This is a genomic window from Pseudomonas putida (assembly GCF_016406145.1).
Taxonomy (GTDB): Bacteria; Pseudomonadota; Gammaproteobacteria; order Pseudomonadales; family Pseudomonadaceae; genus Aquipseudomonas; species Aquipseudomonas putida_E.
This window is the reverse complement of record NZ_CP066306.1, coordinates 557,146-579,876: the sequence shown is the minus strand read 5'-3', so window position 1 is coordinate 579,876 and position 22,731 is coordinate 557,146. Positions and strand designations below refer to the sequence as shown.

Here is a 22,731-nt window from a genome sequence, read left to right as displayed (position 1 = left end):
GGCGGGTGGCGGCTAAAAGGCGGGATTATAACGCAAACACTTCCAACTGGCCCTATCGCCGGCAAGCCGGCCCCCACAGGCGCGGCGCGGCGCAAAGAGCGGCGCCGCGCCGGCGACAGGGCCAGCCTGGGCAACCGCTTTATTCAGCAATCAGCCAGTCCATCCGGTAACTGCCGGCCGTCTGCGCCAGCTCTTTGGCTAGCCAGGGCAGCAGCTCCTTGAGTTCTTCTTCCAGCCCCCATGGCGGGTTTGCAATGGCCAGGCCCGAACCATTGAGGCCCTGCGGGCTGTCCTGGTGGTGAACGTACAGCTCGACTCGCAGCAGCTTGGGCGCACCAGTGCTGGTCAGGTCCTGATAGAACCGGGTGAGCGAGCGCTGGTCCTTGATCGGGTACCAGATGGCCGCGACGGTCTGGCGCATGCGGCCGATCGCCTCTTTGAGCGACGTGGTGCAACGCTTGAGCTCATCGGCTTGCTCGAACGGCGGGTCGATCAGCATGATCGCGCGCTTTTCCGGCACCGGCAACAACGCCCGCGGCACGTGCCAACCTTCACCCAGGTGCACCACCACGCGCGGGTCTTTCTTCATGTTCTCTTTGAGCAGCGGCCCGTCTTCGGGGTGCTTCTCGTTGAGCAGGGCGCGGTCCTGCTGGCGCATCAGGCGGCGGGCCAGCTCCGGCGAGCCGGGGTAGTAGCGCAACTCGCCATCGCTGTTCAGGCGCTTGATGATGCGCAGGTAATCGGCGGCCATGGCCGGTAGATCATCGCGATTCCACAGGCGCGCGACCCCTTCCAGGTACTCACCGGTACGGGTGGCCTGGTCGCCCTGCAGGTCATACAGACCCAGGCCGGCGTGGGTATCGATATAGGCGAACGGCTGTTCTTTGCGCGACATCAGGGCGATGAGGCGGGTCAGCACGATGTGCTTGAGGACGTCGGCATGGTTGCCGGCGTGGAAGGCGTGACGATAGTTCATGGCAACTCCTGCGCGGGCGGCAAGTTTACCTTGCCTTGCCGGCGGAGTCAGGCCTGGCTGCCGATCGACAACGCCCCGACCGCCGGTTTACCGGCGATCGGGGCACCTCGACCCGACAGGTGTCAGGTATTACTTTTCAGCGTGATACGCGGCATCAGCGGTTTCAAAGCGCGAAACCATGCTGTTCGACGGGCTGCCGAGCTTGCTCACCACGACGATGGCGATGCTGGCGAACAGGAAGCCCGGGATGATTTCGTACAACCCGATGGTGTCGAACTGTTTCCAAAGGATCACGGTCAGTGCACCGACCACGATACCGGCCAGCGCGCCGTTACGGGTCATGCCTTTCCACAGCACCGAGATCAACACGACCGGACCGAAGGCGGCACCAAAGCCGGCCCAGGCGTAGGCCACCAGGCCCAGCACGCGGTTTTCCGGATTGGCAGCCATGGCGATGGCGATCAGGGCCACGGCCAGCACCATCAGGCGACCGACCCAGACCAATTCACGCTGCGAGGCATTCTTGCGCAGGAAGGCCTTGTAGAAGTCTTCGGTCAGCGCACTGGAGCACACCAGCAACTGGCAGCTCAAGGTACTCATCACCGCGGCCAGAATGGCCGACAGCAGCACACCGGCTACCCAAGGGTTGAACAGGATCTTCGCCAGCTCGATGAACACACGCTCGTGGTTCTCGGTGACCGGGCCGGCCAGCTCAGGGTGAGCGGAGAAATAAGCGATACCGAAGAAGCCCACGGCGCAGGTACCGACCAGGCACAGGATCATCCAGGTCATGGAGATGCGGCGGGCGTTGGCGATCGATTTGACCGAATCAGCGGCCATGAAGCGCGCCAGGATGTGCGGCTGACCGAAGTAGCCCAGGCCCCAGCCCATCAGCGAAATGATGCCGATGAAGGTCGCGCCCTTGAGCATGTCGAAGTGCGCCGGGTTCTGCGCTTCGATGGCCAGGAAGGTCGTGTCGAAGCCGCCCGTGGAGATCAGCACGATGATCGGGGTCAGGATCAGCGCGAAGATCATCAGCGAGGCCTGCACGGTGTCTGTCCAGCTCACCGCCAGGAAGCCACCGATGAAGGTGTAGGCGATGGTAGCCGCAGCACCGGCCCACAGCGCAGTCTCGTACGACATGCCGAAGGTACTTTCGAACAGGCGGGCGCCGGCGACGATACCGGAGGCGCAATAGATGGTGAAGAACACCAGGATGACGATGGCCGAAATGATCCGCAGCAGGCCGCTGCTGTCTTCGAAGCGGCTGGAGAAGTAGTCCGGCAGGGTCAGCGCATCGCCGTTGTGCTCGGTCTGCACGCGCAGACGGCCAGCGACGAACAGCCAGTTGAGGTAGGCACCGACGGTCAGGCCGATGGCGATCCAGGCCTCGGACAGGCCTGAAAAGTAGATGGCGCCCGGCAGGCCCATCAGCAGCCAGCCGCTCATGTCGGAAGCACCAGCGGAAAGCGCGGTGACAACGCTACCCAGGCTGCGGCCGCCCAGAATGTAATCGGAAAGGTTCTTGGTGGAGCGATAGGCGGCGAAGCCGATCAGTACCATTACCGCGATATAGATCACGAAAGTGATCGTTAGTGGATTGCCCATGCTTGTGCCCTGGCGTTTGTTTTTATTTCATGCACAACCGAATCGGGACGGTTGCACCCAGGCGGCGAATCCTATGCAACAACGTTAATAGGGTGCAACCACTTTTCGTCCGCCAGTTGCACCTTCTCGTGCATTTTCAGGTAATGCCGCTTTTTTGCTCCTTTCTGGAGCAAAACCCGCATTTTTCAGAACAAAACGCATCAGAAAAAAGCGTCTTTGAAGCGTAGGATCATTCATCAGACGAGTTGCACCTTTTCCATCAAAAAATCGGGTTGCACCTGGTTGCACCCGAAATGTCCTACGGCTACTCTTGGCGTTAGCTTAGGCCACAACCGTGGCAATAACGAGGATAAGAAATGGCGACGACCACCCTTGGGGTCAAACTCGATGACCCTACCCGTGAGCGACTCAAGGCAGCTGCGCAGTCCATCGACCGCACGCCGCACTGGTTGATCAAGCAAGCAATCTTCAATTACCTGGAGAAGCTCGAGGGTGGCGCCACCCTGACCGAACTCAACGGTCAGGCCAACAGCCCGGCCGATGATGCCGGTGAAGTACAGCCCGACCATGCGCACCAGTGCTTCCTGGAGTTCGCTGAGAGCATCCTGCCCCAGTCGGTGCTGCGCTCGGCCATTACAGCCGCCTATCGCCGCCCCGAGCAGGAAGTGGTGCCGATGCTGCTGGAACAGGCGCGCCTGAGCGCACCCCTGGCCGAGGCGACCAACAAGATGGCCGCCGGCATCGCCGAGAAGCTGCGCAACCAGAAGAGCGCCGGTGGCCGCGCCGGCATCGTCCAGGGCCTGCTGCAGGAGTTCTCGCTGTCGTCCCAGGAAGGCGTGGCGCTGATGTGCCTGGCCGAAGCCCTGCTGCGTATTCCCGACAAAGGCACCCGTGACGCGCTGATCCGCGACAAGATCAGCAGCGGCAACTGGCACCCGCACTTGGGCAACAGCCCGTCGCTGTTCGTCAACGCGGCCACCTGGGGCCTGTTGCTGACCGGTAAACTGGTTTCCACCCACAACGAAGCCGGCCTCACCACCTCGCTCACCCGCATCATCGGCAAGAGCGGCGAACCGATGATCCGCAAGGGCGTCGACATGGCCATGCGCCTGATGGGCGAACAGTTTGTCACCGGCGAGACCATCGCCGAAGCACTGGCCAACGCCAGCCGCTTCGAGTCCAAGGGCTTCCGCTACTCCTACGACATGCTCGGCGAAGCCGCGCTGACCGAGCACGATGCGCAGAAATACCTGGCGTCCTATGAGCAGGCGATCCACTCGATCGGCAAGGCCTCCCACGGCCGCGGCATCTATGAAGGCCCGGGCATCTCGATCAAGCTCTCGGCACTGCACCCACGCTACAGCCGCGCTCAATACGAGCGGGTGATGGAAGAGTTGTACCCGCGCCTGCTGTCGCTGACCCTGCTGGCCAAGCAGTATGACATCGGCCTGAACATCGACGCTGAAGAGGCCGACCGCCTGGAGCTGTCGCTCGACCTGCTCGAGCGCCTGTGCTTCGAGCCATCACTGGCCGGCTGGAACGGCATCGGCTTTGTCATCCAGGCTTACCAGAAGCGCTGCCCATATGTGATCGACTACGTCATCGACCTGGCCAAACGCAGCCGTCACCGCCTGATGATCCGCCTGGTGAAAGGCGCCTACTGGGACAGCGAAATCAAGCGCGCTCAGGTTGAGGGTCTGGAAGGCTACCCGGTCTACACCCGCAAGGTGTACACCGACGTTTCCTACGTCGCTTGCGCCCGCAAGTTGCTGGCGGTACCGGAAGCCATCTACCCGCAGTTCGCCACCCACAACGCCCACACCCTGTCGGCCATCTACCACATCGCCGGCCAGAACTATTACCCGGGGCAGTACGAGTTCCAGTGCCTGCACGGCATGGGCGAACCGCTGTACGAGCAGGTTGTAGGCAAAGTCTCGGAAGGCAAGCTTAACCGCCCGTGCCGCGTCTACGCGCCGGTCGGCACCCACGAAACCCTGCTGGCCTACCTGGTGCGCCGCCTGCTGGAAAACGGCGCGAACACCTCGTTCGTCAACCGTATCGCCGACCACTCGATCTCCATCCAGGAACTGGTCGCCGACCCGGTCGCCAGTATCGAGCGCATGGCCACCCAGGAAGGCAGCATCGGCCTGCCGCACCCGCGCATCCCGTTACCGCGTGACCTGTATGGCAGTGAGCGGGCCAACTCGGCCGGTATCGACATGGCCAACGAACACCGCCTGGCGTCGTTGTCCTGCGCCATGCTGGCCACAGCCCACAATGACTGGAAAGCCACCCCATTGCTGGCCTGCGCCGCCAGCGAAAGCGCTGCCACAGCGGTACTGAACCCGGCAGATCATCGCGACGTGGTCGGCCACGTGCAGGAAGCCACCGTTGCCGACGTCGACAACGCCATCCAGTGCGCGCTCAATGCCGCACCGATCTGGCAGGCCACTCCACCCGCTGAGCGCGCAGCGATCCTGGAGCGCACCGCTGACCTGATGGAAGCCGAGATCCAGCCGCTGATGGGCCTGCTCATCCGCGAGGCCGGCAAAACCTTCGCCAACGCCATTGCCGAAGTGCGCGAGGCCGTTGACTTCCTGCGCTACTACGCCGTGCAGGCGCGCAACGATTTCAGCAATGACGCCCACCGCCCATTGGGCCCGGTGGTGTGCATCAGCCCGTGGAACTTCCCGCTGGCCATCTTCACCGGCCAGGTAGCCGCAGCCTTGGCTGCCGGTAACCCTGTGCTGGCCAAACCCGCCGAACAGACCCCGATGATCGCAGCCCAGGCTGTGCGCCTGCTGCTCGAAGCCGGCATTCCGGAAGGCGTGCTGCAACTGCTGCCAGGGCGCGGCGAAACCGTTGGTGCCGGCCTGGTCGGCGACGAACGCGTCAAGGGCGTGATGTTCACCGGTTCCACCGAAGTGGCGCGCCTGCTGCAACGCAACGTCGCCGGGCGCCTGGACAACCAGGGCCGTCCGATCCCGCTGATCGCCGAAACCGGTGGCCAGAACGCGATGATCGTCGATTCCTCGGCGCTGACCGAGCAGGTGGTGATCGACGTGGTGTCCTCGGCCTTCGACAGTGCTGGCCAGCGCTGCTCGGCCCTGCGCGTGCTGTGCCTGCAGGAAGACTCGGCTGACCGCGTGATCGAGATGCTCAAAGGTGCCATGGCCGAAAGTCGCCTGGGCAACCCTGACCGCCTGGCCGTGGACATTGGCCCGGTAATCGATGCCGAAGCCAAGGCCGGTATCGAGAAGCACATCCAGGGCATGCGCGAAAAAGGCCGCCCTGTTTATCAGGTCGCCATCGCCGATGCTGCTGAAACCAAGCGTGGCACCTTCGTGATGCCGACCCTGATCGAGCTGGAGAGCTTCGATGAGCTCAAGCGCGAGATCTTCGGCCCGGTACTGCACGTGGTGCGTTACAACCGCCGCAACCTCGACCAGTTGATCGAGCAGATCAACAACTCCGGCTATGGCCTGACCCTCGGCGTGCATACCCGCATCGACGAGACCATCGCCAAGGTGGTGGAGAACGCCAACGCCGGCAACATGTACGTCAACCGCAACATCGTTGGTGCGGTGGTGGGCGTGCAGCCGTTCGGTGGTGAAGGCCTGTCCGGTACCGGCCCGAAAGCGGGTGGCCCGCTGTACCTGTACCGCCTGCTGTCGACCCGCCCGGCAGACGCCATTGGCCGTCACTTCCAGCAGCAGGATGGCGAAGGCAAACCGGACCGCACCCTGCACGAACAGCTGGTCAAGCCGCTGCACGGCCTGAAGGCCTGGGCCCAGAGCAACCAGCTGGCCGACTTGGCTGCGCTGTGCGACCAGTTCGCCAGCCAGTCGCAGAGCGGCATCGCCCGCCTGCTGCCAGGCCCGACCGGCGAGCGCAACAGCTACACCATCCTGCCACGCGAGCACGTGCTGTGCCTGGCCGACAACGAGGCTGACCTGCTGGCGCAGTTGGCCGCAGTACTGGCCGTCGGCAGCTCGGCGGTGTGGGCAGACAGCGAGCCTGGCAAAGCCCTGCGTGCCCGCCTGCCGCGTGAGCTGCAGGCCAAGGTCAAGCTGGTGGCGGACTGGAACAAGGATGAAGTGGCGTTCGACGCCGTGATTCACCATGGCGATTCGGACCAGCTGCGCAGCGTGTGCCAGCAGGTGGCCAAGCGTGCTGGTGCGATCGTCGGTGTGCACGGGCTGTCCAGCGGGGATCACCAGATTGCGCTGGAGCGGCTGGTGATTGAGCGGGCGGTGAGTGTGAACACCGCGGCGGCGGGGGGGAATGCCAGCTTGATGACCATTGGCTGATTGCTGTTGATAAAAAAGGGGAGCTTCGGCTCTCCTTTTTTATGGGCGCATATCTTGAGATGTTTGGCGCCTGTGAGATCGAGCGCCGCCCGCGCGGCGCTCGATCTCACAGGCGCTGAAACTGCTGCGGCGAATACATTGGGGCCTTCATGCAGCCTGAAGCCAGGCCCTCACTGCTTCATCCCCAACTCAGCATCATCCATCAGTGCCTTGGCCATCGCACTCAAATAATGCGCAGCCCAGAGCATCATCGGTTTCTCATCCATCAACCCGGTAATGGTCAGTTCGCGCACATAGCCCATCAACTCCGAAGACTGCTCTCGGGCATCCCGGCACGGGATACCCGGCTCGATGCGAAACAGTGGATGTGTGCCATTCTCGCCCTGGTAGAAGGTGGTCTTGCCGACGGTGAACTGGGTGTCTTCTGTTGTCATTGTTCAATCCCCTGATAATTCTCGACTGCCTGGCCTGGCCCTTTCGCGGGTGAACCCGCTCCCACAGGTTCATCACAAGCCCCAAGGCTTGCACAGTACCTGTGGGAGCGGGTTTACCCGCGAAGAGGCCAGCCCAGGCAACACATTACGCAGCCTCAATGCACAGGTCTGGCCTCAGCGGGCATCTGCACCTGAACCAATGCAGACTCAAGCAAAGCCCGCAGCGCCTCCAGTTCATGCATCGTGGTCATCATCAGGATCGAAGCCGGCGACCTGGGCTGCAGCTGCATGGCGTGGTGCACCACGGTTGCGGCACACAGCGCGTGATCCGTGGCCTGGATCAGGGTGTCTTCAAGGGAATGGGCGTTAGGGTGGATCGGGGACTATCTTCAGCATCATGGTTCACCTAGTGATAAAGGCCACTACACACCTGCTGTCAAACAAGAGGGTGGCAGCTGTACATGGGTTGACAGACCGGTAGGCAAACCAAAACCCGGCGCACACGAAGTGCCCCATGCACAGCTGCCATAAAGGCAAAGCGATTCGGTTTGACCTAAGCGGCCTGTCAAAGCCGGTCACTGATTCGGCAGCGACCACCCGAGACTAGGGCCCTACCCAGAGCACCGCAATGGCTTGGAGGGGGTTGGGAGTATGTTTGGGAAATGGACTACATGGAATAGGTGAAAACCTAAAATGATCTGCCGAAACTGGCCGGAATGCGGTGAGACTGGCAGGTGTTCGCGCCTCACCCTTTTCAGCGCCTGTGAGGCCGAGCGCCGCCCGCGCGGCGCTGCGCAGCACAAGGCTGCTCACATTTGTTGCAACGTGGCCATGCCTGTGAGGCCATGGTTGTCAGCCTTGTCGCATGAGCGAAGGAATGCGGGGCGGCAGCCGCGCCAACAGGGAAATACTGTCAAACCACAAAGCGGGCAACCATGGCCGAGCAGTTGCCACGCTATCTTTCCACCATGCGCGCCCCAGAGTTACGCCAAAGCCACCAGATACTCCACCCCTTAAACGCTTCTGAAGCAAGCAACAACCCAACCCATATCCAGTTATTGATGCCAGCAACGACCATAGGCAAGAGCAAAACCACCGAAACTGACGGAACGATGAAAAAAAATCTGAATGGCATCTGCACCAGCGCCAAAAATACCACGATTTTTTTACACCTGAAAAAACCCACGCATGTAACAATAACTGAAAACTGTAAAAACAGCCCGGCCCAGATCACAATGCCTGAACCACCCCAACTCCGCACTACGTCAAGACCACTATTCAAATCCGACAAAAAAGGTATTGCGCCTCGGGCGATATTACGCAAGATGTACAAAATAATATAAAACGCATCCATACTTGCCCAAAGCAAATATAGAGCTCGCTGCTTATTGGTAGTTGACACCATCAATAGGCCCCTATTCTATATTCATACTCCTCGTCAGGTACCACAGGACGCCAGTGCCAGGACTCCCCCGTGATCGCCCAGGCATCATCTGCCTGTACATAGTTTTGCGTTATCCGTCGTACATCCCCATATCGATGTGTAGCCGATAGTCTGGCGAAGCTCCGCTCCTTTTCGCCTAATGGCACCATAGTCTTTCCCCTCGCTCGAAAAAAGACGTCCCTCGTCACCTCGGGATGTTAAAAAGTTTGCGGCCAACGCCACCCCAGACCACAATAAATCTGTATCAATACTAAATGTTTTCCACTTGCCAGGGCCATCAGCTTCTGGGTATTTACTCTCAGACAGCAGTAAATCCAGCTTTGATTCCGCCCATCTCAAACGAGGGTAACGCGACACATCAATTGGAGAAATTGGCTGCTCCCGAATAAGGAACCACCTGCCGTCTTCCACCAGCTTCAAAGCTCGCCAGATATCATCCTGCAGCAAAGGACGCCCCAGAGGCAAATCACATGCTTTCTGGAAGTCACACAATCCACGCAGGGTCGTATTTTCCAGCAAAGCCCTCTGAACTACCGAACAAGCAAAAAAAGGGTCTTCAACCCTCTCTAAATCTTCTTTCCAAACGTCGCGCCACTCACAAATCCTGTCCATAGAATTCCTCCACAGTGAAGAATCAATATCTACCTCATTTTCCATCACTGCGGTCGTAGGAGATTTCGGCGCAGCGCGTAGGAATATTCCTGTCGCCTTCTACAAGCACGCCTCTGACGCCTCAAATTTTTCATGCAGTCAGTGGAATAGCAGAGCTTAAAAGGTGCCAAGGCTGACAGATGAATGCCTTTTGATCTCACACGTGCTTCAAGATTTGCTGCGAACGGGTGGCCTTGACGCTCACTCAACCCAGCCCCTTCCCCCGTCAACCAACATCAGAGGCTCCAAATGCGAGGATTTTTGACTGAACATCATCTCAATCAATCATGGTAGCCAGTCTTATTCGGCCAATCCTAGACTCGCCTCAAGCCCGCTCAAGGACCGCCCCCATGCCCGAGACCCTGCTCAGCCCCCGCAACCTGGCCTTCGAACTCTACGAAGTGCTCGACGCCCAAGCCCTCACCCAGCGCCCGCGCTTTGCCGAGCACAGCCGCGAAACCTTCGACGCGGCGCTGACCACCGCGCGCACCATCGCCGAAAAGTACTTCGCCCCGCACAACCGCAAGGCCGACGAAAACGAGCCGCGCTACGTGGACGGCCGCGCTGAACTGATCCCCGAGGTCAAGCCTGCCGTCGATGCCTTCCTCAAGGCCGGCTTCCTCAACGCCAATCGCGACTTCGAGGTCGGCGGCATGCAGCTACCCAGCCTGGTCTCGCAGGCCTGCTTCGCCCACTTCCAGGCCGCCAACGCTGGTACCACGGCCTACCCCTTCCTGACCATGGGCGCGGCCAACCTGATCGAAAGCTTCGGCAGCGACGAGCAAAAACACCTGTTCCTGCAGCCAATGATCGAAGGCCGGTTCTTCGGCACCATGGCGCTGACAGAGCCGCATGCAGGTTCGTCCCTGGCCGACATCCGCACACGTGCCGAACCCGCCGGGGATGGCAGCTACCGGATCAAGGGCAACAAGATCTTCATCTCCGGTGGTGACCACGAACTGTCGGAAAACATCGTGCACATGGTCCTGGCCAAGCTGCCGGACGCGCCACCCGGTGTGAAAGGCATCTCGCTGTTCATCGTGCCCAAGTATCTGGTCAATCAGGATGGCAGCTGTGGCGGGCGCAACGACGTACTGCTGGCCGGGCTGTTCCACAAGATGGGTTGGCGCGGCACCACCTCCACGGCACTGAACTTCGGCGACAACGGTCAGTGCGTCGGCTACCTCGTCGGCCAGCCACACCAGGGCCTTGCCTGCATGTTCCAGATGATGAACGAGGCACGCATCGGTGTTGGCATGGGCGCAGTGATGCTCGGCTACGCCGGCTACCTGTATTCGCTGGAGTATGCCCGCCAGCGGCCTCAAGGCCGGCTGCCGGACAGCAAGGACCCTCTCAGCCCGGCGGTGCCGATCATCGAGCACACCGATGTGAAACGCATGCTGCTGGCACAGAAGGCGTACGTGGAAGGCGCCTTCGACCTGGGCCTGTACGCAGCGCGCCTGTTCGACGACACCCAGACGGCTGATGGCGAAAGCGCACGCCAGCAGGCACAAGCTTTGCTCGATCTGCTGACGCCGATTGTCAAATCCTGGCCTTCGACCTTCTGCCTGAAGGCCAACGAACTGGCCATCCAGATCCTGGGTGGCCACGGTTACACCCGCGAATACCCGGTAGAACAATACTACCGCGACAACCGTCTGAACCCGATCCACGAGGGCACCGAAGGCATCCAGTCACTCGACCTGCTGGGCCGTAAGCTGGTACAGCACAACGGAGCCGGCCTCAAACAACTGATTCGCCTGATCGCAAGCACCGGTGAGCGCGCCAGCCACCACCCGAACCTTGATGCCTTGCGCCAACCGCTTGAGCAACTGGTCACTCGCCTGCAAGCCGTGACCCTCGGCCTGCTGGGTGATCTGGCCCATGGCCAGACTGCCGGAGCCCTTGCCAACTCTGCCCTGTACCTCAAGGCCTTTGGCCATTGCGTGATCGGCTGGCGCTGGCTGGAACAAGCGATATTTGCCGAGCTTGGCCTGTGCAAGGGCAATGCCGCAGACCGCGACTTCTACCTGGGCAAATTGCAGGCAGCCCGTTATTTCCTGACCTGGGAGGTACCAGGCTGCCATAATGAGCTGGCATTGCTCGAGGCACGCGACGATACCTGCCTGGCCATGCAAGACGGGTGGTTCTAGGGGGAGCCACCGTGCACACGGAGGTTTTCCATGTTCGATTCCAGCGCCCTGCTGCGCCAGCGTTTTGCCACGCTGCGCAGCACGGCCGAGTTGTTTTCGCTGCGCCATGTGAAACAGTCCCACCAGGCGCTCTCGGTACGCCGTAACGTGGCAGAGCCGCCATTCTTCAGCCAGGACGAGGGCGCCATGCTTACGGTGCGGGTCAATGGCGTAGAGGCCTACGCGGCCACCGCCGACCTGTCCCAGCAAGGGCTGCAACGGGCATTGGAGCATGCCGAAGCCATGGCCCGGCAGATCGCCAGGCACAGCCTGCTTGACCTGCGCGACCAACCGGTGACCAGCTCGCGCCACGACCATATTTCGCCAAATTTCGACCGCCCACTGCCCACCCTCGCCGACTGCCTGGGCCTGCTTGCCGCCGAATCGGCCAGCGTACCCAAGGACAGCCGCCTGGTGGACTGGCAGGCCAGCCTGAGCCAAAGCCTGGTCGAGCAGACCTACCTGAACTCCGCCGGTGCCGAACTGCGCCATGCTCAGCGGTTCCTGTTCCCGGGGCTGAGCGTCACCGCCAGCGACGGCCAGGACAGCCAGAGCCGTAGCCTGGGCCGGGACAACTTCGGCCAGCAGGGTGGCTTCGAAATCATCGAACGCTGCGGCCTGGTCGGTGCTGCTCAGCGTGTGGCCGACGAGGCGCTGCAGCTGCTGCTGGCGGCCAACACACCCAGCGGCCAGCGTGACCTGCTGCTGATGCCAGACCAGATGATGCTGCAGATCCATGAGTCCATCGGCCACCCACTGGAAATGGATCGCATCCTCGGCGACGAGCGCAACTACGCTGGCACCAGCTTCGTCAAAGCCAGTGATTTCGGTCACCTGCAATACGGCTCGCCACTGCTCAACGTGACCTTCGACCCGACCATTGGGGAGGAACTCGCCAGCTACAGCCATGACGACGACGGCAGCCAGGCCAGCAAGCAGTTCCTGATCCGTGAAGGTCTGTTGCTGCGCCCGCTGGGCGGCGCGCTGTCGCAGTTCCGTTCCGGGCTCGATGGCGTGGCCAACAGCCGCGCCTGCGGCTGGAACCGCGCACCGATCGACCGTATGGCCAACCTCAATGTCGAGCCGGGTGATCAAACCCTTGAACAACTGATTCAAGGAATCGAGCACGGCATCCTGATGCGCACCAACCGCTCGTGGTCCATCGACGATGCGCGCAACAAATTCCAGTTCGGTTGCGAGTGGGGCCAGCTGATCGAGGGTGGCGAGCTGAAAGGCATCGTCAAAAACCCCAACTACCGCGGCATCTCCGCACAGTTCTGGCGCAACCTTGCGGCGGTTGGTGACCGCAGCACCTTCCAGGTACTGGGCACGCCCAACTGCGGCAAGGGTGAACCCAACCAAGTGGTGCGGGTAGGCCATGCCGCGCCGGCCTGCGTGTTCCGCCAGATCGACGTATTCGGAGGGGACGCCTGATGAGCGCAACACCACAACATGCTTTCGAACAACTGGTCAGTGCCCTGCATGAAGTGAAACATGCAGAAGAACAGTTCACCCTTGGCTACAGCGCTGAACAATCGCAATTCGTGCGTTTCAACCATGCCAAGGTGCGCCAGGCCGGCGAGGTCAGCCAGGCCAGTGCGCACCTGCGGCTGATCCGCGACGGGCGCCAGGCTGAACAGCAAGTGACCCTGAGCGGCGATGGGCAAGTGGACCGTCAGCGCCTGGGCGAAGCCCTTGAACAGCTGCGCCAGACGCTGCCCCTTCTGCCTGCGGACCCCTACCTGCGCCTGGACCAGAGCGCTTGGCACAGCCACAGCCTGCAGGATCAGGCGCTGCCTGAGTTGAGCGAAGTACTGGCGTTGCTCGAGGGCGAAGCAGGCGACCTGGACCTGGTTGGGATCTATGCCGCCGGCCCGATCTGCAGGGGGTTTGCCAGCTCTTACGGGGCCTTCGGCTGGCACCAGGCAAACAGTTTCAACTTTGACTGGAGCCTGTTCCACAGTAATGGCCAGGCCGTGAAGGCGAACTATGCCGGCCAGGCGTGGAATGCCGACGAATTCACCGCCCGCCTGCGCCAGGCCCGCGAACAGCTGGGCTTCCTCGGCCGCCCGGCAATTACCCTGAAACCTGGAAGCTACCGCGCCTATCTGGCGCCTGCCGCGATGGACGAAATCGCCGGCATGCTGTGCTGGGGCGGCTTCTCTGCGCAGGCTCTGGCCACTGGCAACAGTGCGTTGCAGCGCCTGTACAGCGGCGATGCCCGGCTGAGCCCGCTGGTGTGTTTCCACGAGCAGGTCAGCGGGTCGTTGAGCCCGGCGTTTTCCGATGAAGGCTCGCCGCGTCAGGATGTGCCGCTGATAAGGGAGGGGCAAGCGCTGGACAGGCTGGTCAGTGCCCGCAGCGCCGCCGAGTTCGAGTTGCTTGCCAATGGCGCGGACAGCTACGAATCGCCCTGCGCACTCAGCCTGGCAGCGGGAAATCTTGCCAACGCAGATATCCTTGCGCGGTTGGGTACTGGCCTGTACATCAGCAACCTGTGGTACCTGAATTACTCGGACCTGCCGGCTGCGCGCATGACCGGGCTCACCCGCTTCGCCACCTTCTGGGTGGAAAACGGCCAGATCCAGGGGCCGGTAAGCACCATGCGTTTCGATGACAGCCTGTACAGTTTGCTGGGCAGCCAGCTGGAAGACCTGACCTGTGAGCGGGAAATGATCTTGTCGACCAGCACCTATGGACAGCGCAGTACCGGTTCGAGTCATTTGCCGGGGGCGCTGGTCAAAGGGCTGACCCTGACATTGTGATCGGCTATCCCGGCTCCACCGCCGGCAAACCGGCTGCCACAGCTTCAGCACAAGATCCGGACCTTGTGCAGTACCTGTGGGAGCCGCCTTGCCGGCGATGAGGCCAGGACAGGCAACACTGAACATTGAGGTTCATATGCCCGAACGCACTCCGCTGGACCCTGTCACCGCCCGCTGGCTCCCCTGGGTTGTGGCGATCGCTTTCTTCATGCAGTCCCTGGACGGCACCATCCTCAACACCGCACTGCCGGCCATGGCCCGCTCGCTCGAAGAAAACCCGCTGCGCATGCAGGGTGTGATCATCGCCTACATGCTCACCGTGGCCCTGCTGATTCCTGCTTCGGGCTGGATCGCTGACCGCTTTGGCACCAAGCGCATCTTTTTCAGCGCCATCTTGCTGTTCAGCTTCGGCTCGCTGCTATGTGCCATGGCCAACAGCCTGGGCTTTCTGATTTTCGCCCGCGTGGTGCAGGGCCTGGGCGGCGCACTGATGCTGCCGGTCGGGCGGCTGGTGGTACTGCGTGCCTATCCACGCAGCGAACTGGTGCGGATCATGAGCTTCATCACCATCCCCGGCCTGTTGGGCCCGCTGCTAGGCCCGACGTTGGGCGGCTGGTTGGTCGAGATCCTCACCTGGCACTGGATATTCCTGCTCAACCTGCCCGTGGGCGCGCTGGGCTGTTACGCCGTGTGGAAGTTCATCCCCGACCTGCGCGGTGCCGAACGCACCACCTTCGATGGCCCCGGCTTCATCCTGTTCGGCGCGGCGATGGTGCTGATCACCATCGCCATGGAAGGCCTGGGCGAATTGCACCTGCCGCACCTGCGGGTGATGCTCCTGTTGTTCGCCGGCATGGCCTGCCTTGCGGCTTACTGGCTACGCGCCGGGCGCGATCCCGAACCACTGTTCTCGCCCAGCCTGTTCCGCGTGCGCACCTTCGCCATCGGTATTCTGGGCAACCTGTTCGCACGCCTGGGCAGCGGCGCCCTGCCCTTCCTGGTGCCGTTGCTGCTGCAGGTGGCGCTGGGCTATTCGCCGGCGCAGGCCGGCATGAGCATGATCCCGCTGGCGGCGGCGGCAATGGTCGCCAAGTCCGTAGCCCGGCCGCTGATCGAACGCCTCGGTTACCGCATCGTCCTCACCGGCAACACCGTGCTGCTCGGCCTGCTGCTGGCCAGCCTGGGGCTGGTCGACGGGCAGACCCCGTATGCCGTACTGCTGGTGCAACTGGCCCTGCTGGGCGCCGTGAACTCCATGCAGTTCACCGCCATGAACACGGTAACCCTGATCGACCTCGACGATGCCAGCGCCAGCAGCGGCAACAGCCTGCTGTCGGTGGTCGCGCAGCTGTCACTGAGCCTGGGCGTGGCCTGCGCAGGCGCACTGCTGGGCGGTTTCACTGCAGCCGGCAATGCCGATGGTGTAGAAACCACCTTGGGCGCCTTCCAGCTGACCTTCGTGACCATCGGTATCATGGCCATGCTGGCGGCAGCGATATTCCTGCAGCTGTCGCCGACAGACGGAAGGCGTGCCCGTCGTCCGGAACAGCACATGGAGTCTTAGGGCGAATGGCCACGAGGCTGGTAGACTATGCGGCATTTTTCGCTTCGCAACGCAGGCCCGCCTCGTGACCACCGAAACCACCGCTTTTGCCACCTTGCCGCTGTCCGCCGCCATGCTGGCCAACCTGGACGCCCTCGGCTATGCCTCGATGACGCCGATCCAGGCCCAGAGCCTGCCCGTCATCCTCAGGGGCCAGGACCTGATTGCCCAGGCCAAGACCGGCAGCGGCAAGACCGCCGCCTTCGGCATCGGCCTGCTCAACCCGATCAACCCGCGCTACTTCGGTTGCCAGGCACTGGTACTGTGCCCCACCCGCGAGCTTGCCGACCAGGTTGCCAAAGAGCTGCGCCGCCTGGCCCGCGCCGAAGACAACATCAAGATCCTCACCCTGTGCGGTGGCGTCTCGCTTGGCCCGCAGATCGCTTCGCTGGAGCATGGCGCGCACATCATCGTCGGCACCCCAGGGCGCATCCAGCAACACCTGGACAAAGGCACCCTGGTGCTCGACGGGCTCAATACCCTGGTGCTGGACGAAGCCGACCGTATGCTCGACATGGGCTTTTTCGACGCTATCGCCAGCATCATCGGCAAGACCCCGTCGCGCCGCCAGACCCTGCTGTTCTCGGCCACTTACCCCGCCGGTATCGAGCAACTGGCCGCCGACTTCATGCGCAAGCCGCAGCAGGTCAAGGTCGAGAGCCTGCACACCGACAACCAGATCGAACAGCGCTTCATCGAGATCGACCCGCAACAGCGCCTGGAGGCCGTCACCCGCGTGCTCGGCCACTACCGCCCGCAGTCCTGCGTGGCGTTCTGCTTCACCAAGCAGCAGTGCGAGGACGTGGTTGCCCACCTCACCGCCAAGGGCATCGTGGCCCAGGCCCTGCACGGCGACCTCGAGCAGCGCGACCGCGACCAGGTGCTGACCATGTTCGCCAACCGCAGCAGTTCGGTGCTGGTGGCCACTGATGTGGCCGCACGCGGTCTGGATATCGATGGCCTGGACATGGTCATCAACGTGGAGCTGGCGCGCGATGCCGAGATCCACGTGCACCGCGTCGGCCGTACCGGTCGGGCGGGCGAGAAAGGCATTGCCGTGAGCCTGGTCGCTCCGGCTGAAGGCCATCGCGCCCAGGCCATCGAGGCGCTGCAGAAGAGTCCGCTGCGCTGGGACCAGCTGGACAGCCTGAAGAACAAAGGTGGCGAACTGCTGCTGCCGGTCATGACCACGCTATGCATCGCCGCTGGTCGCAAGGACAAGCTGCGCCCGGGAGACATCCTGGGTGCGCTGACCGGTGATGCCGGCATCCCGGGCAAGCAGGTGGGCAAGATCGCCATCTTCGACTTCCAGGCCTTCGTGGCGGTGGAGCGGGCCCTGGCCAAGCAGGCGATGCAGCGCCTGAACAGCGGCAAGATCAAGGGCCGCGCCCTGAAAGTTCGCATTCTCTGAAATCTTTTGGGGCCGCTTTGCGGCCCTTCGCGACACAAGGCCGCTCCTACAATGGATTGCGTACGCCTGTAGGAGCGGCCTTGTGTCGCGAAAGGGCCGCGCAGCAGCCCCAGCACTCTTAATGAGGTACCCCGTGCACACCACCGACGTGATCATCCTCGGCGCCGGCGCCGCCGGCCTGATGTGCGCGCAGCTCAGCGCCCGCCGTGGCCGCCGGGTGCTGCTGCTCGACCACGCCAACAAGCCAGGCAAAAAGATCCTCATGTCTGGTGGCGGGCGCTGCAACTTCACCAACATGTACACCGAGCCGGCCAACTTCCTCTCGCAGAACGCACACTTCTGCAAGTCGGCCCTTGCCCGCTACACACAGTGGGACTTCATCGAGCTGGTGGCCAAGCATGGCGTGCCCTACCACGAAAAGAAGCTCGGCCAGCTGTTCTGTGACAACAAGGCCAGCGACATCCTCGACATGCTTTTGGCCGAATGCGACGAAGCCGGTGCCGAACTGCGCATGCAAACCAGTATCGAGCATATCGAGAAGACCGAAAGCGGCTATATCCTGCAAACCAGCGCCGGCCAGTTCGCCTGTCAATCACTGGTGATCGCCACCGGAGGCCTGTCGATTCCAACGCTGGGCGCGACCGGCTTCGGCTATCAGGTAGCGCGCCAGTTCGGCCATACCTTGCTGCCGACCCGCGCCGGTCTGGTGCCGTTCACCATTACCGAGCCCCAGCTCAAGGCCCTGTGCACCGAGCTATCAGGCACCTCGCTCGATTGCACAGCCAGCTGCAACGGCACCAGCTTCCGCGAGAACCTGCTGTTCACCCACCGCGGCCTCAGCGGCCCGGCGATCCTGCAGATTTCGTCGTTCTGGGAGGCCGGCGATACAGTCGAAATCAACCTGCTACCCGACCGTGATGCCCTGACCTGGCTGCAACAGCAGCAGGCCGAGCGCGCCAACGCGGAACTCAAGACCGTATTGGGCGAGGTGTTCACCCGCAAGCTGGCCAACCTGCTGGCCGAGCAGTGGTTCGAATCAAAACCGATGAAGCAGTACACCCCGGCGGAGCTGGCGCAGATCGCCGACAAACTGGCTGCCTGGCAGCTGGTACCGGCAGGTACCGAAGGCTACCGCACCGCCGAAGTCACCTTGGGTGGCGTCGATACCCGCGAGGTGTCGTCGAAAACCATGGAATCGCTGAAGAGCCCCAACCTCTATTTCATCGGTGAAGTGCTGGATGTCACCGGCCACCTGGGCGGTTTCAATTTTCAATGGGCCTGGGCATCGGCAAACGCTGCAGCACAGTTCGTGTAGAGTAGAATCCATTCAGCAGCACGGAACGCTTCTTGCTGGTCCGTGCCGCAATGCATTCATTCGATCACTGCCAGCAGGCCATCATGTCATCGAGTTCGTTCCGTCAGTCATTGCGTCGCCTGTGGGGTCAAGACAAGTTCAGCTACGCCATCCGCGTGACCATTGCGCTCACCGGCAGCATGGCCTGGTGCTGGTACCAGAACGAGATGAGCCTGCTCATCCCGCTGTTCCTCGGCATCATCGCCAGCGCCCTGGCCGAGACCGACGATAGCTGGCAAGGCCGCCTCAGCGCGTTGTTGGTCACCCTTCTGTGTTTCGCCATTGCCGCGCTTTCGGTGGAACTGCTGTTCCCCTACCCCTGGATCTTCGCCATTTCCATGGCCTTGGCCGCCTTCTCCCTGACCATGCTTGGTGCATTGGGTGAACGCTACGGAGCGATCGCGTCGGCAACGCTGATTCTCTCGGTGTACACCATGATCGGCGTGGACCAGCGCGGCGGCGAAGTCAGCGACTTCTGGCATGAACCGTTGCTGCTGGTGGCCGGTGCCGCCTGGTATGGCATGCTCTCGGTGCTGTGGCAGGCGCTGTTCTCCAACCAACCGGTACAGCAGAGCCTGGCCAAACTGTTCTTCGAACTAGGCACCTACCTCAAGCTCAAGGCCAGCCTGTTCGAGCCGATTCGCACACTCGACGTCGAAGCCCAACGCCTGGCGTTAGCCCAGCAAAACGGCAAAGTGGTGGGCGCGCTGAATGCCGCCAAGGAAATCATTCTGCACCGGGTTGGCAACAGCCAGCCCAACTCCAAGGTCAGCCGTTACCTGAAGCTGTACTTCCTGGCCCAGGACATCCACGAAAGGGTGAGCGCCTCACACTACCCTTACAACGCCCTGACCGAGGCGTTCTTCCACAGCGACGTGATGTTCCGCTGCCAGCGCCTACTGCGCAAACAAGGGGCATCCTGCCAGGAACTGGCACGCTCGATCCGGCTGCGCCAGCCGTTCGTTCTGGCCACCGGCTTCGCCGAGGCCCTTGAGGACCTCAACGCCTCGCTGGAACACCTGCGCAACCAGAACAACCCGGCCTGGCGTGGCCTGTTGCGCTCACTACGCGCCCTGGCTGCAAACCTGGCCACGCTGGACCGCCTGCTTGGCGCCGCCAGCAACCCGGACAGCCTGGCCGACGCCAGCGACAGCAGCCTGCTCGACCGTTCGCCACGCAACCTCAAGGATGTGTGGAAGCGATTGCGCACCCAGCTCACACCTACCTCGCTGCTGTTCCGCCATGCCCTGCGCCTGTCGCTGGCGCTGTCGGTGGGCTACGGCATGGTGCACTTGATCCACCCGACCCAAGGCTACTGGATCATCCTCACCACCCTGTTCGTCTGCCAGCCCAACTATGGCGCGACGCGGCGCAAGCTTGTGCAGCGGATCTTCGGCACGGCCATCGGTCTGACCGTTGGCTGGGCCCTGTTCGACCTGTTCCCGAATCCGCTCATCCAGTCGGCGTTCGCAGTGGTAGCCGGGGTGGTTTTCTTCGTCAACCGGACCACCCGCTACACCTTGGCCACGGCGGCGATCACGCTGATGATCCTGTTCTGCTTCAACCAGATCGGCGATGGCTACGGCCTGTTCCTCCCACGGCTGTTCGATACATTGGTCGGTAGCCTGATCGCCATTCTCGCAGTGTTCCTGTTCCTCCCCGACTGGCAGGGCCGACGCCTGAACAAGGCACTGGCCAACACCCTGGCCTGCGCCAGTGTGTACCTGCGTCAGATCATGCAGCAGTATGCCCATGGCAAGCGTGATGACCTGGCCTACCGCCTGGCCCGGCGCAACGCACACAACGCTGACGCTGCTCTGTCCACTACGCTGGCCAACATGCTCATGGAGCCGGGGCACTTCCGTAAGGAGGCTGATGTGGGCTTCCGCTTCCTGGTGCTGTCGCATACCTTGCTCAGCTACCTCTCCGGGCTAGGGGCACACCGTGATACGGCCCTGCCGGCAGAGGTCCATGAACAGCTGATCGAGGGGGCGGGGCAGGCATTGGCCGCCAGCCTCGACGAAATCGCCAACGGCCTGGCGGCGCGGTTACCCGTGGCGATTCACAGCGATGCCGAGGAAGCCTTGGCCAATACGCTGGAACAGATGCCTGAGGAACTGGACGAACATCAACGGTTGGTGCAGACCCAATTGGCGCTGATCTGCCGGCAGTTGGGGCCGTTGCGGACCTTGGCAGCGCACTTGATCAAACAGGGCTCACCGGCCTGATTGTTCATTGCCTGCGCTGCAGATCAAAAGCCATGCTGGCGCAGAAGCCGTGCATAGCTGCCGTCTGCCTTCATCGCTGCAATGCTGCGCTCGAACCGCTCGACGATCTGCCGATGCTCAGGATGCTTGAGGCTCACCAGGATATGCAGGGTGTTCTCGCCCAGCGGGGGCTCGACCATCACCACCCCATCGCGCACCGCTTCGGGTTCGCGCTGCAGGTTGTAGCGCGCCACGAATTCATCTTCCACCGCCAGGTTGACCCGCCCTGCCGCCAGCATGCGCACGGCGGAGGAAAAGTTGCCTACCGGCACCTTGTGCAAGCGGGTGTCGCTATCGAATTCGGGTGAGTAGGCATAATCACGCACCACGGCAATGCTGTAGGGATAAAGATCAGCCTGGCGCCTGTAACGGAAGCTGTCGCCCTTGCGCTTTAGCAAACGGATGCGGTTGGTCAGGTAGGCCTTGGAAAACTGGCCGATGCGGGTGCGCGAATCGTTGTACCAGGCATTGATCAATACGTCGTAGCGGCCTTCGCTAACCCCGAGCAGCGCCCGTGCCCACGGTACCTCCTGGTACTCGCTGGGGTAACCTGCACGCGCCAGCGCCGTGGTGACGATGCTGGTGGCAAGGCCAGCACCGGGCATACCGGCATCGGTGAACGGCGGCCAGGTATCGGCCACCAGCCGCAGTTTGCCCTGGCCCAAGGCTGGCGCCGCCAGCATCACGGCCAACACTCCCAGAACGCAAAACAGTGGCCGCATGCTCAAGTCCTTTTGCAGGTGGGGGGCACAGGCTGTTGATGGCGGTCTTCGATAACGCTGGTAAAGAGACTACACAAAGCCGCCGCAGAGGGCAGCGGCCAATAGTGTCATTTAGCCTCTATTTTGGCCGAAGCAGGCAGGGTACCTGGCTTACGGGTAGCCGAGCACTTCCCTGATCTGGCGTAGATGGCGAATGATCCACTGCTTGTCGATCGCACCCCAGTCATGGATACGATAATGCCCGGCGTGGTTGCGCGCCCCTTCCTGCTGCTCGAACTCGCAGACAATGTCCAGGTCGGCCAACGCAGCGATGGTGTCCTGCGCGGTGCGGCGTGGCATGCCGGTGGCTTCCATCAAGGCTGGCACGCTGGTAGCGGTCTGGCTGTCGATCAGCCAGGCCACGTACAGGCGGCGATAAAAGCTGCTCTTGGTCTTGCTCACATCCATGCTGCGTGATCCTTACAGGTTACCCGGCAGCTCCCGATAGGTCAGGTAGACGCGCAGGTCGAATTCCAGTTGGTGGTAGTCCGGCTCCATGTGCTGACAAAGCTGATAGAAGGCTTTGCTGTGGTCACGCTCGCGCAGGTGCGCCAGTTCATGTACCACGATCATGCGCAGGAACTGCGGCGCCGCCTCCTTGAACAGCGAGGCGATGCGGATTTCCTTCTTCGCCTTGAGCTTGCCACCCTGTACCCGCGATACCGCAGTATTGAGCCCCAGCGCCCGGTGGGTGAGGTCCAGGCGGTTGTCGAACAATACCTTGTCCAGGCTTGGTGCACTGCGCAGGTATTGCTGACGCAGCTCCTGGGCGTAGCCGTACAGTGCCTTGTCGCTCTGCACATCATGGCGACCGGGATAGCGGCGCTGCAGGTATTCACCCAGGCGGTCGCTGTCGATCATCTGCTGCACCTGCTCCTGCAGGTGCGGCGGGTAAGCTTGCAAATAGCGTAATACGGTCATGGCATGACATTCGGCGTAACGAATGCCGATTCTA

17 protein-coding genes and 1 pseudogene are annotated in these 22,731 nt (G+C 62.1%); 9 read left to right on the top strand and 9 right to left on the bottom strand.

Going from position 1 to position 22,731, the window contains the following annotated elements; all coding sequences use genetic code 11:
* Positions 1-139: 139 nt before the first annotated feature.
* The 3 genes from JET17_RS02620 to JET17_RS02610 all read right to left on the bottom strand — a co-directional run bounded on the left by JET17_RS02620 (position 140) and on the right by JET17_RS02610 (position 2,872).
* Positions 140-976 (bottom strand): 23S rRNA (adenine(2030)-N(6))-methyltransferase RlmJ, encoded by an 837-nt coding sequence (locus JET17_RS02620; protein ID WP_012312464.1) that lies wholly within the window; start codon positions 974-976, stop codon positions 140-142.
* Positions 977-1,105: 129 nt separating this feature from the next.
* Positions 1,106-2,584, bottom strand: coding sequence for a sodium/proline symporter PutP (putP, locus tag JET17_RS02615; protein ID WP_012312463.1), 1,479 nt, complete (start codon positions 2,582-2,584; stop codon positions 1,106-1,108).
* 84 nt (positions 2,585-2,668) lie between these two features.
* On the bottom strand, positions 2,669-2,872 hold the full coding sequence (locus JET17_RS02610) for a hypothetical protein (RefSeq protein WP_150105112.1): 204 nt from the start codon (positions 2,870-2,872) through the stop codon (positions 2,669-2,671).
* A gap of 68 nt (positions 2,873-2,940) precedes the next feature.
* Between JET17_RS02610 and putA the strand changes: the two genes are divergently transcribed.
* Complete coding sequence (gene putA / locus JET17_RS02605; protein WP_012312462.1) at positions 2,941-6,894, top strand: trifunctional transcriptional regulator/proline dehydrogenase/L-glutamate gamma-semialdehyde dehydrogenase; 3,954 nt, start codon at positions 2,941-2,943, stop codon at positions 6,892-6,894.
* A 170-nt stretch (positions 6,895-7,064) separates the two neighbouring features.
* Here the strand turns inward: putA and JET17_RS02600 are convergent, their stop codons facing one another.
* Both JET17_RS02600 and JET17_RS27165 read right to left on the bottom strand, forming a co-directional pair.
* On the bottom strand, positions 7,065-7,328 hold the full coding sequence (locus JET17_RS02600; protein WP_012312461.1) for a DUF3077 domain-containing protein: 264 nt from the start codon (positions 7,326-7,328) through the stop codon (positions 7,065-7,067).
* Between the two features lie 155 nt (positions 7,329-7,483).
* A pseudogene (locus JET17_RS27165) lies at positions 7,484-7,724 on the bottom strand (hypothetical protein).
* Between the two features lie 539 nt (positions 7,725-8,263).
* Between JET17_RS27165 and JET17_RS02595 the strand changes: the two are divergent.
* Complete coding sequence (locus JET17_RS02595; RefSeq protein ID WP_158621129.1) at positions 8,264-8,671, top strand: hypothetical protein; 408 nt, start codon at positions 8,264-8,266, stop codon at positions 8,669-8,671.
* 146 nt (positions 8,672-8,817) lie between these two features.
* On the opposite strand, the gene JET17_RS02590 is transcribed toward JET17_RS02595, so the two are convergent.
* Complete coding sequence (locus JET17_RS02590; RefSeq protein WP_150105111.1) at positions 8,818-9,429, bottom strand: hypothetical protein; 612 nt, start codon at positions 9,427-9,429, stop codon at positions 8,818-8,820.
* A gap of 344 nt (positions 9,430-9,773) precedes the next feature.
* On the opposite strand from JET17_RS02590, the gene JET17_RS02585 reads away from it, so the two are divergent.
* The 7 genes from JET17_RS02585 (at position 9,774) to yccS (ending at position 20,976) form a co-directional block, all read left to right on the top strand.
* On the top strand, positions 9,774-11,576 hold the full coding sequence (locus tag JET17_RS02585) for an acyl-CoA dehydrogenase (protein WP_012312458.1): 1,803 nt from the start codon (positions 9,774-9,776) through the stop codon (positions 11,574-11,576).
* Positions 11,577-11,606: 30 nt separating this feature from the next.
* Positions 11,607-13,049 (top strand): TldD/PmbA family protein, encoded by a 1,443-nt coding sequence (locus JET17_RS02580; RefSeq protein ID WP_012312457.1) that lies wholly within the window; start codon positions 11,607-11,609, stop codon positions 13,047-13,049.
* Positions 13,049-14,380: a TldD/PmbA family protein gene (locus JET17_RS02575; RefSeq protein WP_012312456.1), complete on the top strand. Its 1,332-nt coding sequence runs from the start codon at positions 13,049-13,051 to the stop codon at positions 14,378-14,380. The genes JET17_RS02580 and JET17_RS02575 overlap by 1 nt, the downstream gene beginning before the upstream one ends.
* A gap of 136 nt (positions 14,381-14,516) precedes the next feature.
* Positions 14,517-15,944, top strand: a complete 1,428-nt coding sequence (gene mdtD / locus JET17_RS02570) for a multidrug transporter subunit MdtD (protein WP_012312455.1) — start codon at positions 14,517-14,519, stop codon at positions 15,942-15,944.
* 112 nt (positions 15,945-16,056) lie between these two features.
* Positions 16,057-17,394: an ATP-dependent RNA helicase DbpA gene (dbpA, locus tag JET17_RS02565; protein WP_233100431.1), complete on the top strand. Its 1,338-nt coding sequence runs from the start codon at positions 16,057-16,059 to the stop codon at positions 17,392-17,394.
* A 133-nt stretch (positions 17,395-17,527) separates the two neighbouring features.
* Positions 17,528-18,709 carry an NAD(P)/FAD-dependent oxidoreductase gene (locus JET17_RS02560; protein WP_042111100.1) on the top strand — a complete coding sequence of 394 codons (1,182 nt, stop codon included), beginning with the start codon at positions 17,528-17,530 and terminating at the stop codon, positions 18,707-18,709.
* Between the two features lie 83 nt (positions 18,710-18,792).
* Positions 18,793-20,976 carry a YccS family putative transporter gene (gene yccS / locus JET17_RS02555; protein WP_012312452.1) on the top strand — a complete coding sequence of 728 codons (2,184 nt, stop codon included), beginning with the start codon at positions 18,793-18,795 and terminating at the stop codon, positions 20,974-20,976.
* Positions 20,977-20,999: 23 nt separating this feature from the next.
* Here yccS and JET17_RS02550 read toward each other — a convergent pair whose 3' ends face one another.
* The 3 genes from JET17_RS02550 to JET17_RS02540 all read right to left on the bottom strand — a co-directional run bounded on the left by JET17_RS02550 (position 21,000) and on the right by JET17_RS02540 (position 22,697).
* Entirely contained in the window at positions 21,000-21,737 is a 738-nt protein-coding gene (locus tag JET17_RS02550; protein WP_012312451.1) for a substrate-binding periplasmic protein, read from the bottom strand.
* Positions 21,738-21,887: 150 nt separating this feature from the next.
* Positions 21,888-22,184, bottom strand: coding sequence for a winged helix-turn-helix domain-containing protein (locus tag JET17_RS02545; protein WP_012312450.1), 297 nt, complete (start codon positions 22,182-22,184; stop codon positions 21,888-21,890).
* Between the two features lie 12 nt (positions 22,185-22,196).
* Positions 22,197-22,697: a M48 family metallopeptidase gene (locus tag JET17_RS02540; RefSeq protein ID WP_012312449.1), complete on the bottom strand. Its 501-nt coding sequence runs from the start codon at positions 22,695-22,697 to the stop codon at positions 22,197-22,199.
* Positions 22,698-22,731: the final 34 nt, after the last annotated feature.

What these genes read in the sequence shown, in the direction of transcription:
- JET17_RS02620 (WP_012312464.1), bottom strand. Translation starts at nt 976, where the DNA reads ATGAACTATCGTCACGCCTTCCACGCCGGCAACCATGCCGACGTCCTC.
- putA (WP_012312462.1), top strand. Translation starts at nt 2,941, where the DNA reads ATGGCGACGACCACCCTTGGGGTCAAACTCGATGACCCTACCCGTGAG.
- JET17_RS02600 (WP_012312461.1), bottom strand. Translation starts at nt 7,328, where the DNA reads ATGACAACAGAAGACACCCAGTTCACCGTCGGCAAGACCACCTTCTAC.
- JET17_RS02550 (WP_012312451.1), bottom strand. Translation starts at nt 21,737, where the DNA reads ATGCGGCCACTGTTTTGCGTTCTGGGAGTGTTGGCCGTGATGCTGGCG.
- putP (WP_012312463.1), bottom strand. Translation starts at nt 2,584, where the DNA reads ATGGGCAATCCACTAACGATCACTTTCGTGATCTATATCGCGGTAATG.
- JET17_RS02585 (WP_012312458.1), top strand. Translation starts at nt 9,774, where the DNA reads ATGCCCGAGACCCTGCTCAGCCCCCGCAACCTGGCCTTCGAACTCTAC.
- JET17_RS02590 (WP_150105111.1), bottom strand. Translation starts at nt 9,429, where the DNA reads ATGGAAAATGAGGTAGATATTGATTCTTCACTGTGGAGGAATTCTATG.
- yccS (WP_012312452.1), top strand. Translation starts at nt 18,793, where the DNA reads ATGTCATCGAGTTCGTTCCGTCAGTCATTGCGTCGCCTGTGGGGTCAA.
- JET17_RS02545 (WP_012312450.1), bottom strand. Translation starts at nt 22,184, where the DNA reads ATGGATGTGAGCAAGACCAAGAGCAGCTTTTATCGCCGCCTGTACGTG.
- JET17_RS02540 (WP_012312449.1), bottom strand. Translation starts at nt 22,697, where the DNA reads ATGACCGTATTACGCTATTTGCAAGCTTACCCGCCGCACCTGCAGGAG.
- JET17_RS02575 (WP_012312456.1), top strand. Translation starts at nt 13,049, where the DNA reads ATGAGCGCAACACCACAACATGCTTTCGAACAACTGGTCAGTGCCCTG.
- mdtD (WP_012312455.1), top strand. Translation starts at nt 14,517, where the DNA reads ATGCCCGAACGCACTCCGCTGGACCCTGTCACCGCCCGCTGGCTCCCC.
- dbpA (WP_233100431.1), top strand. Translation starts at nt 16,057, where the DNA reads ATGCTGGCCAACCTGGACGCCCTCGGCTATGCCTCGATGACGCCGATC.
- JET17_RS02580 (WP_012312457.1), top strand. Translation starts at nt 11,607, where the DNA reads ATGTTCGATTCCAGCGCCCTGCTGCGCCAGCGTTTTGCCACGCTGCGC.
- JET17_RS02595 (WP_158621129.1), top strand. Translation starts at nt 8,264, where the DNA reads ATGGCCGAGCAGTTGCCACGCTATCTTTCCACCATGCGCGCCCCAGAG.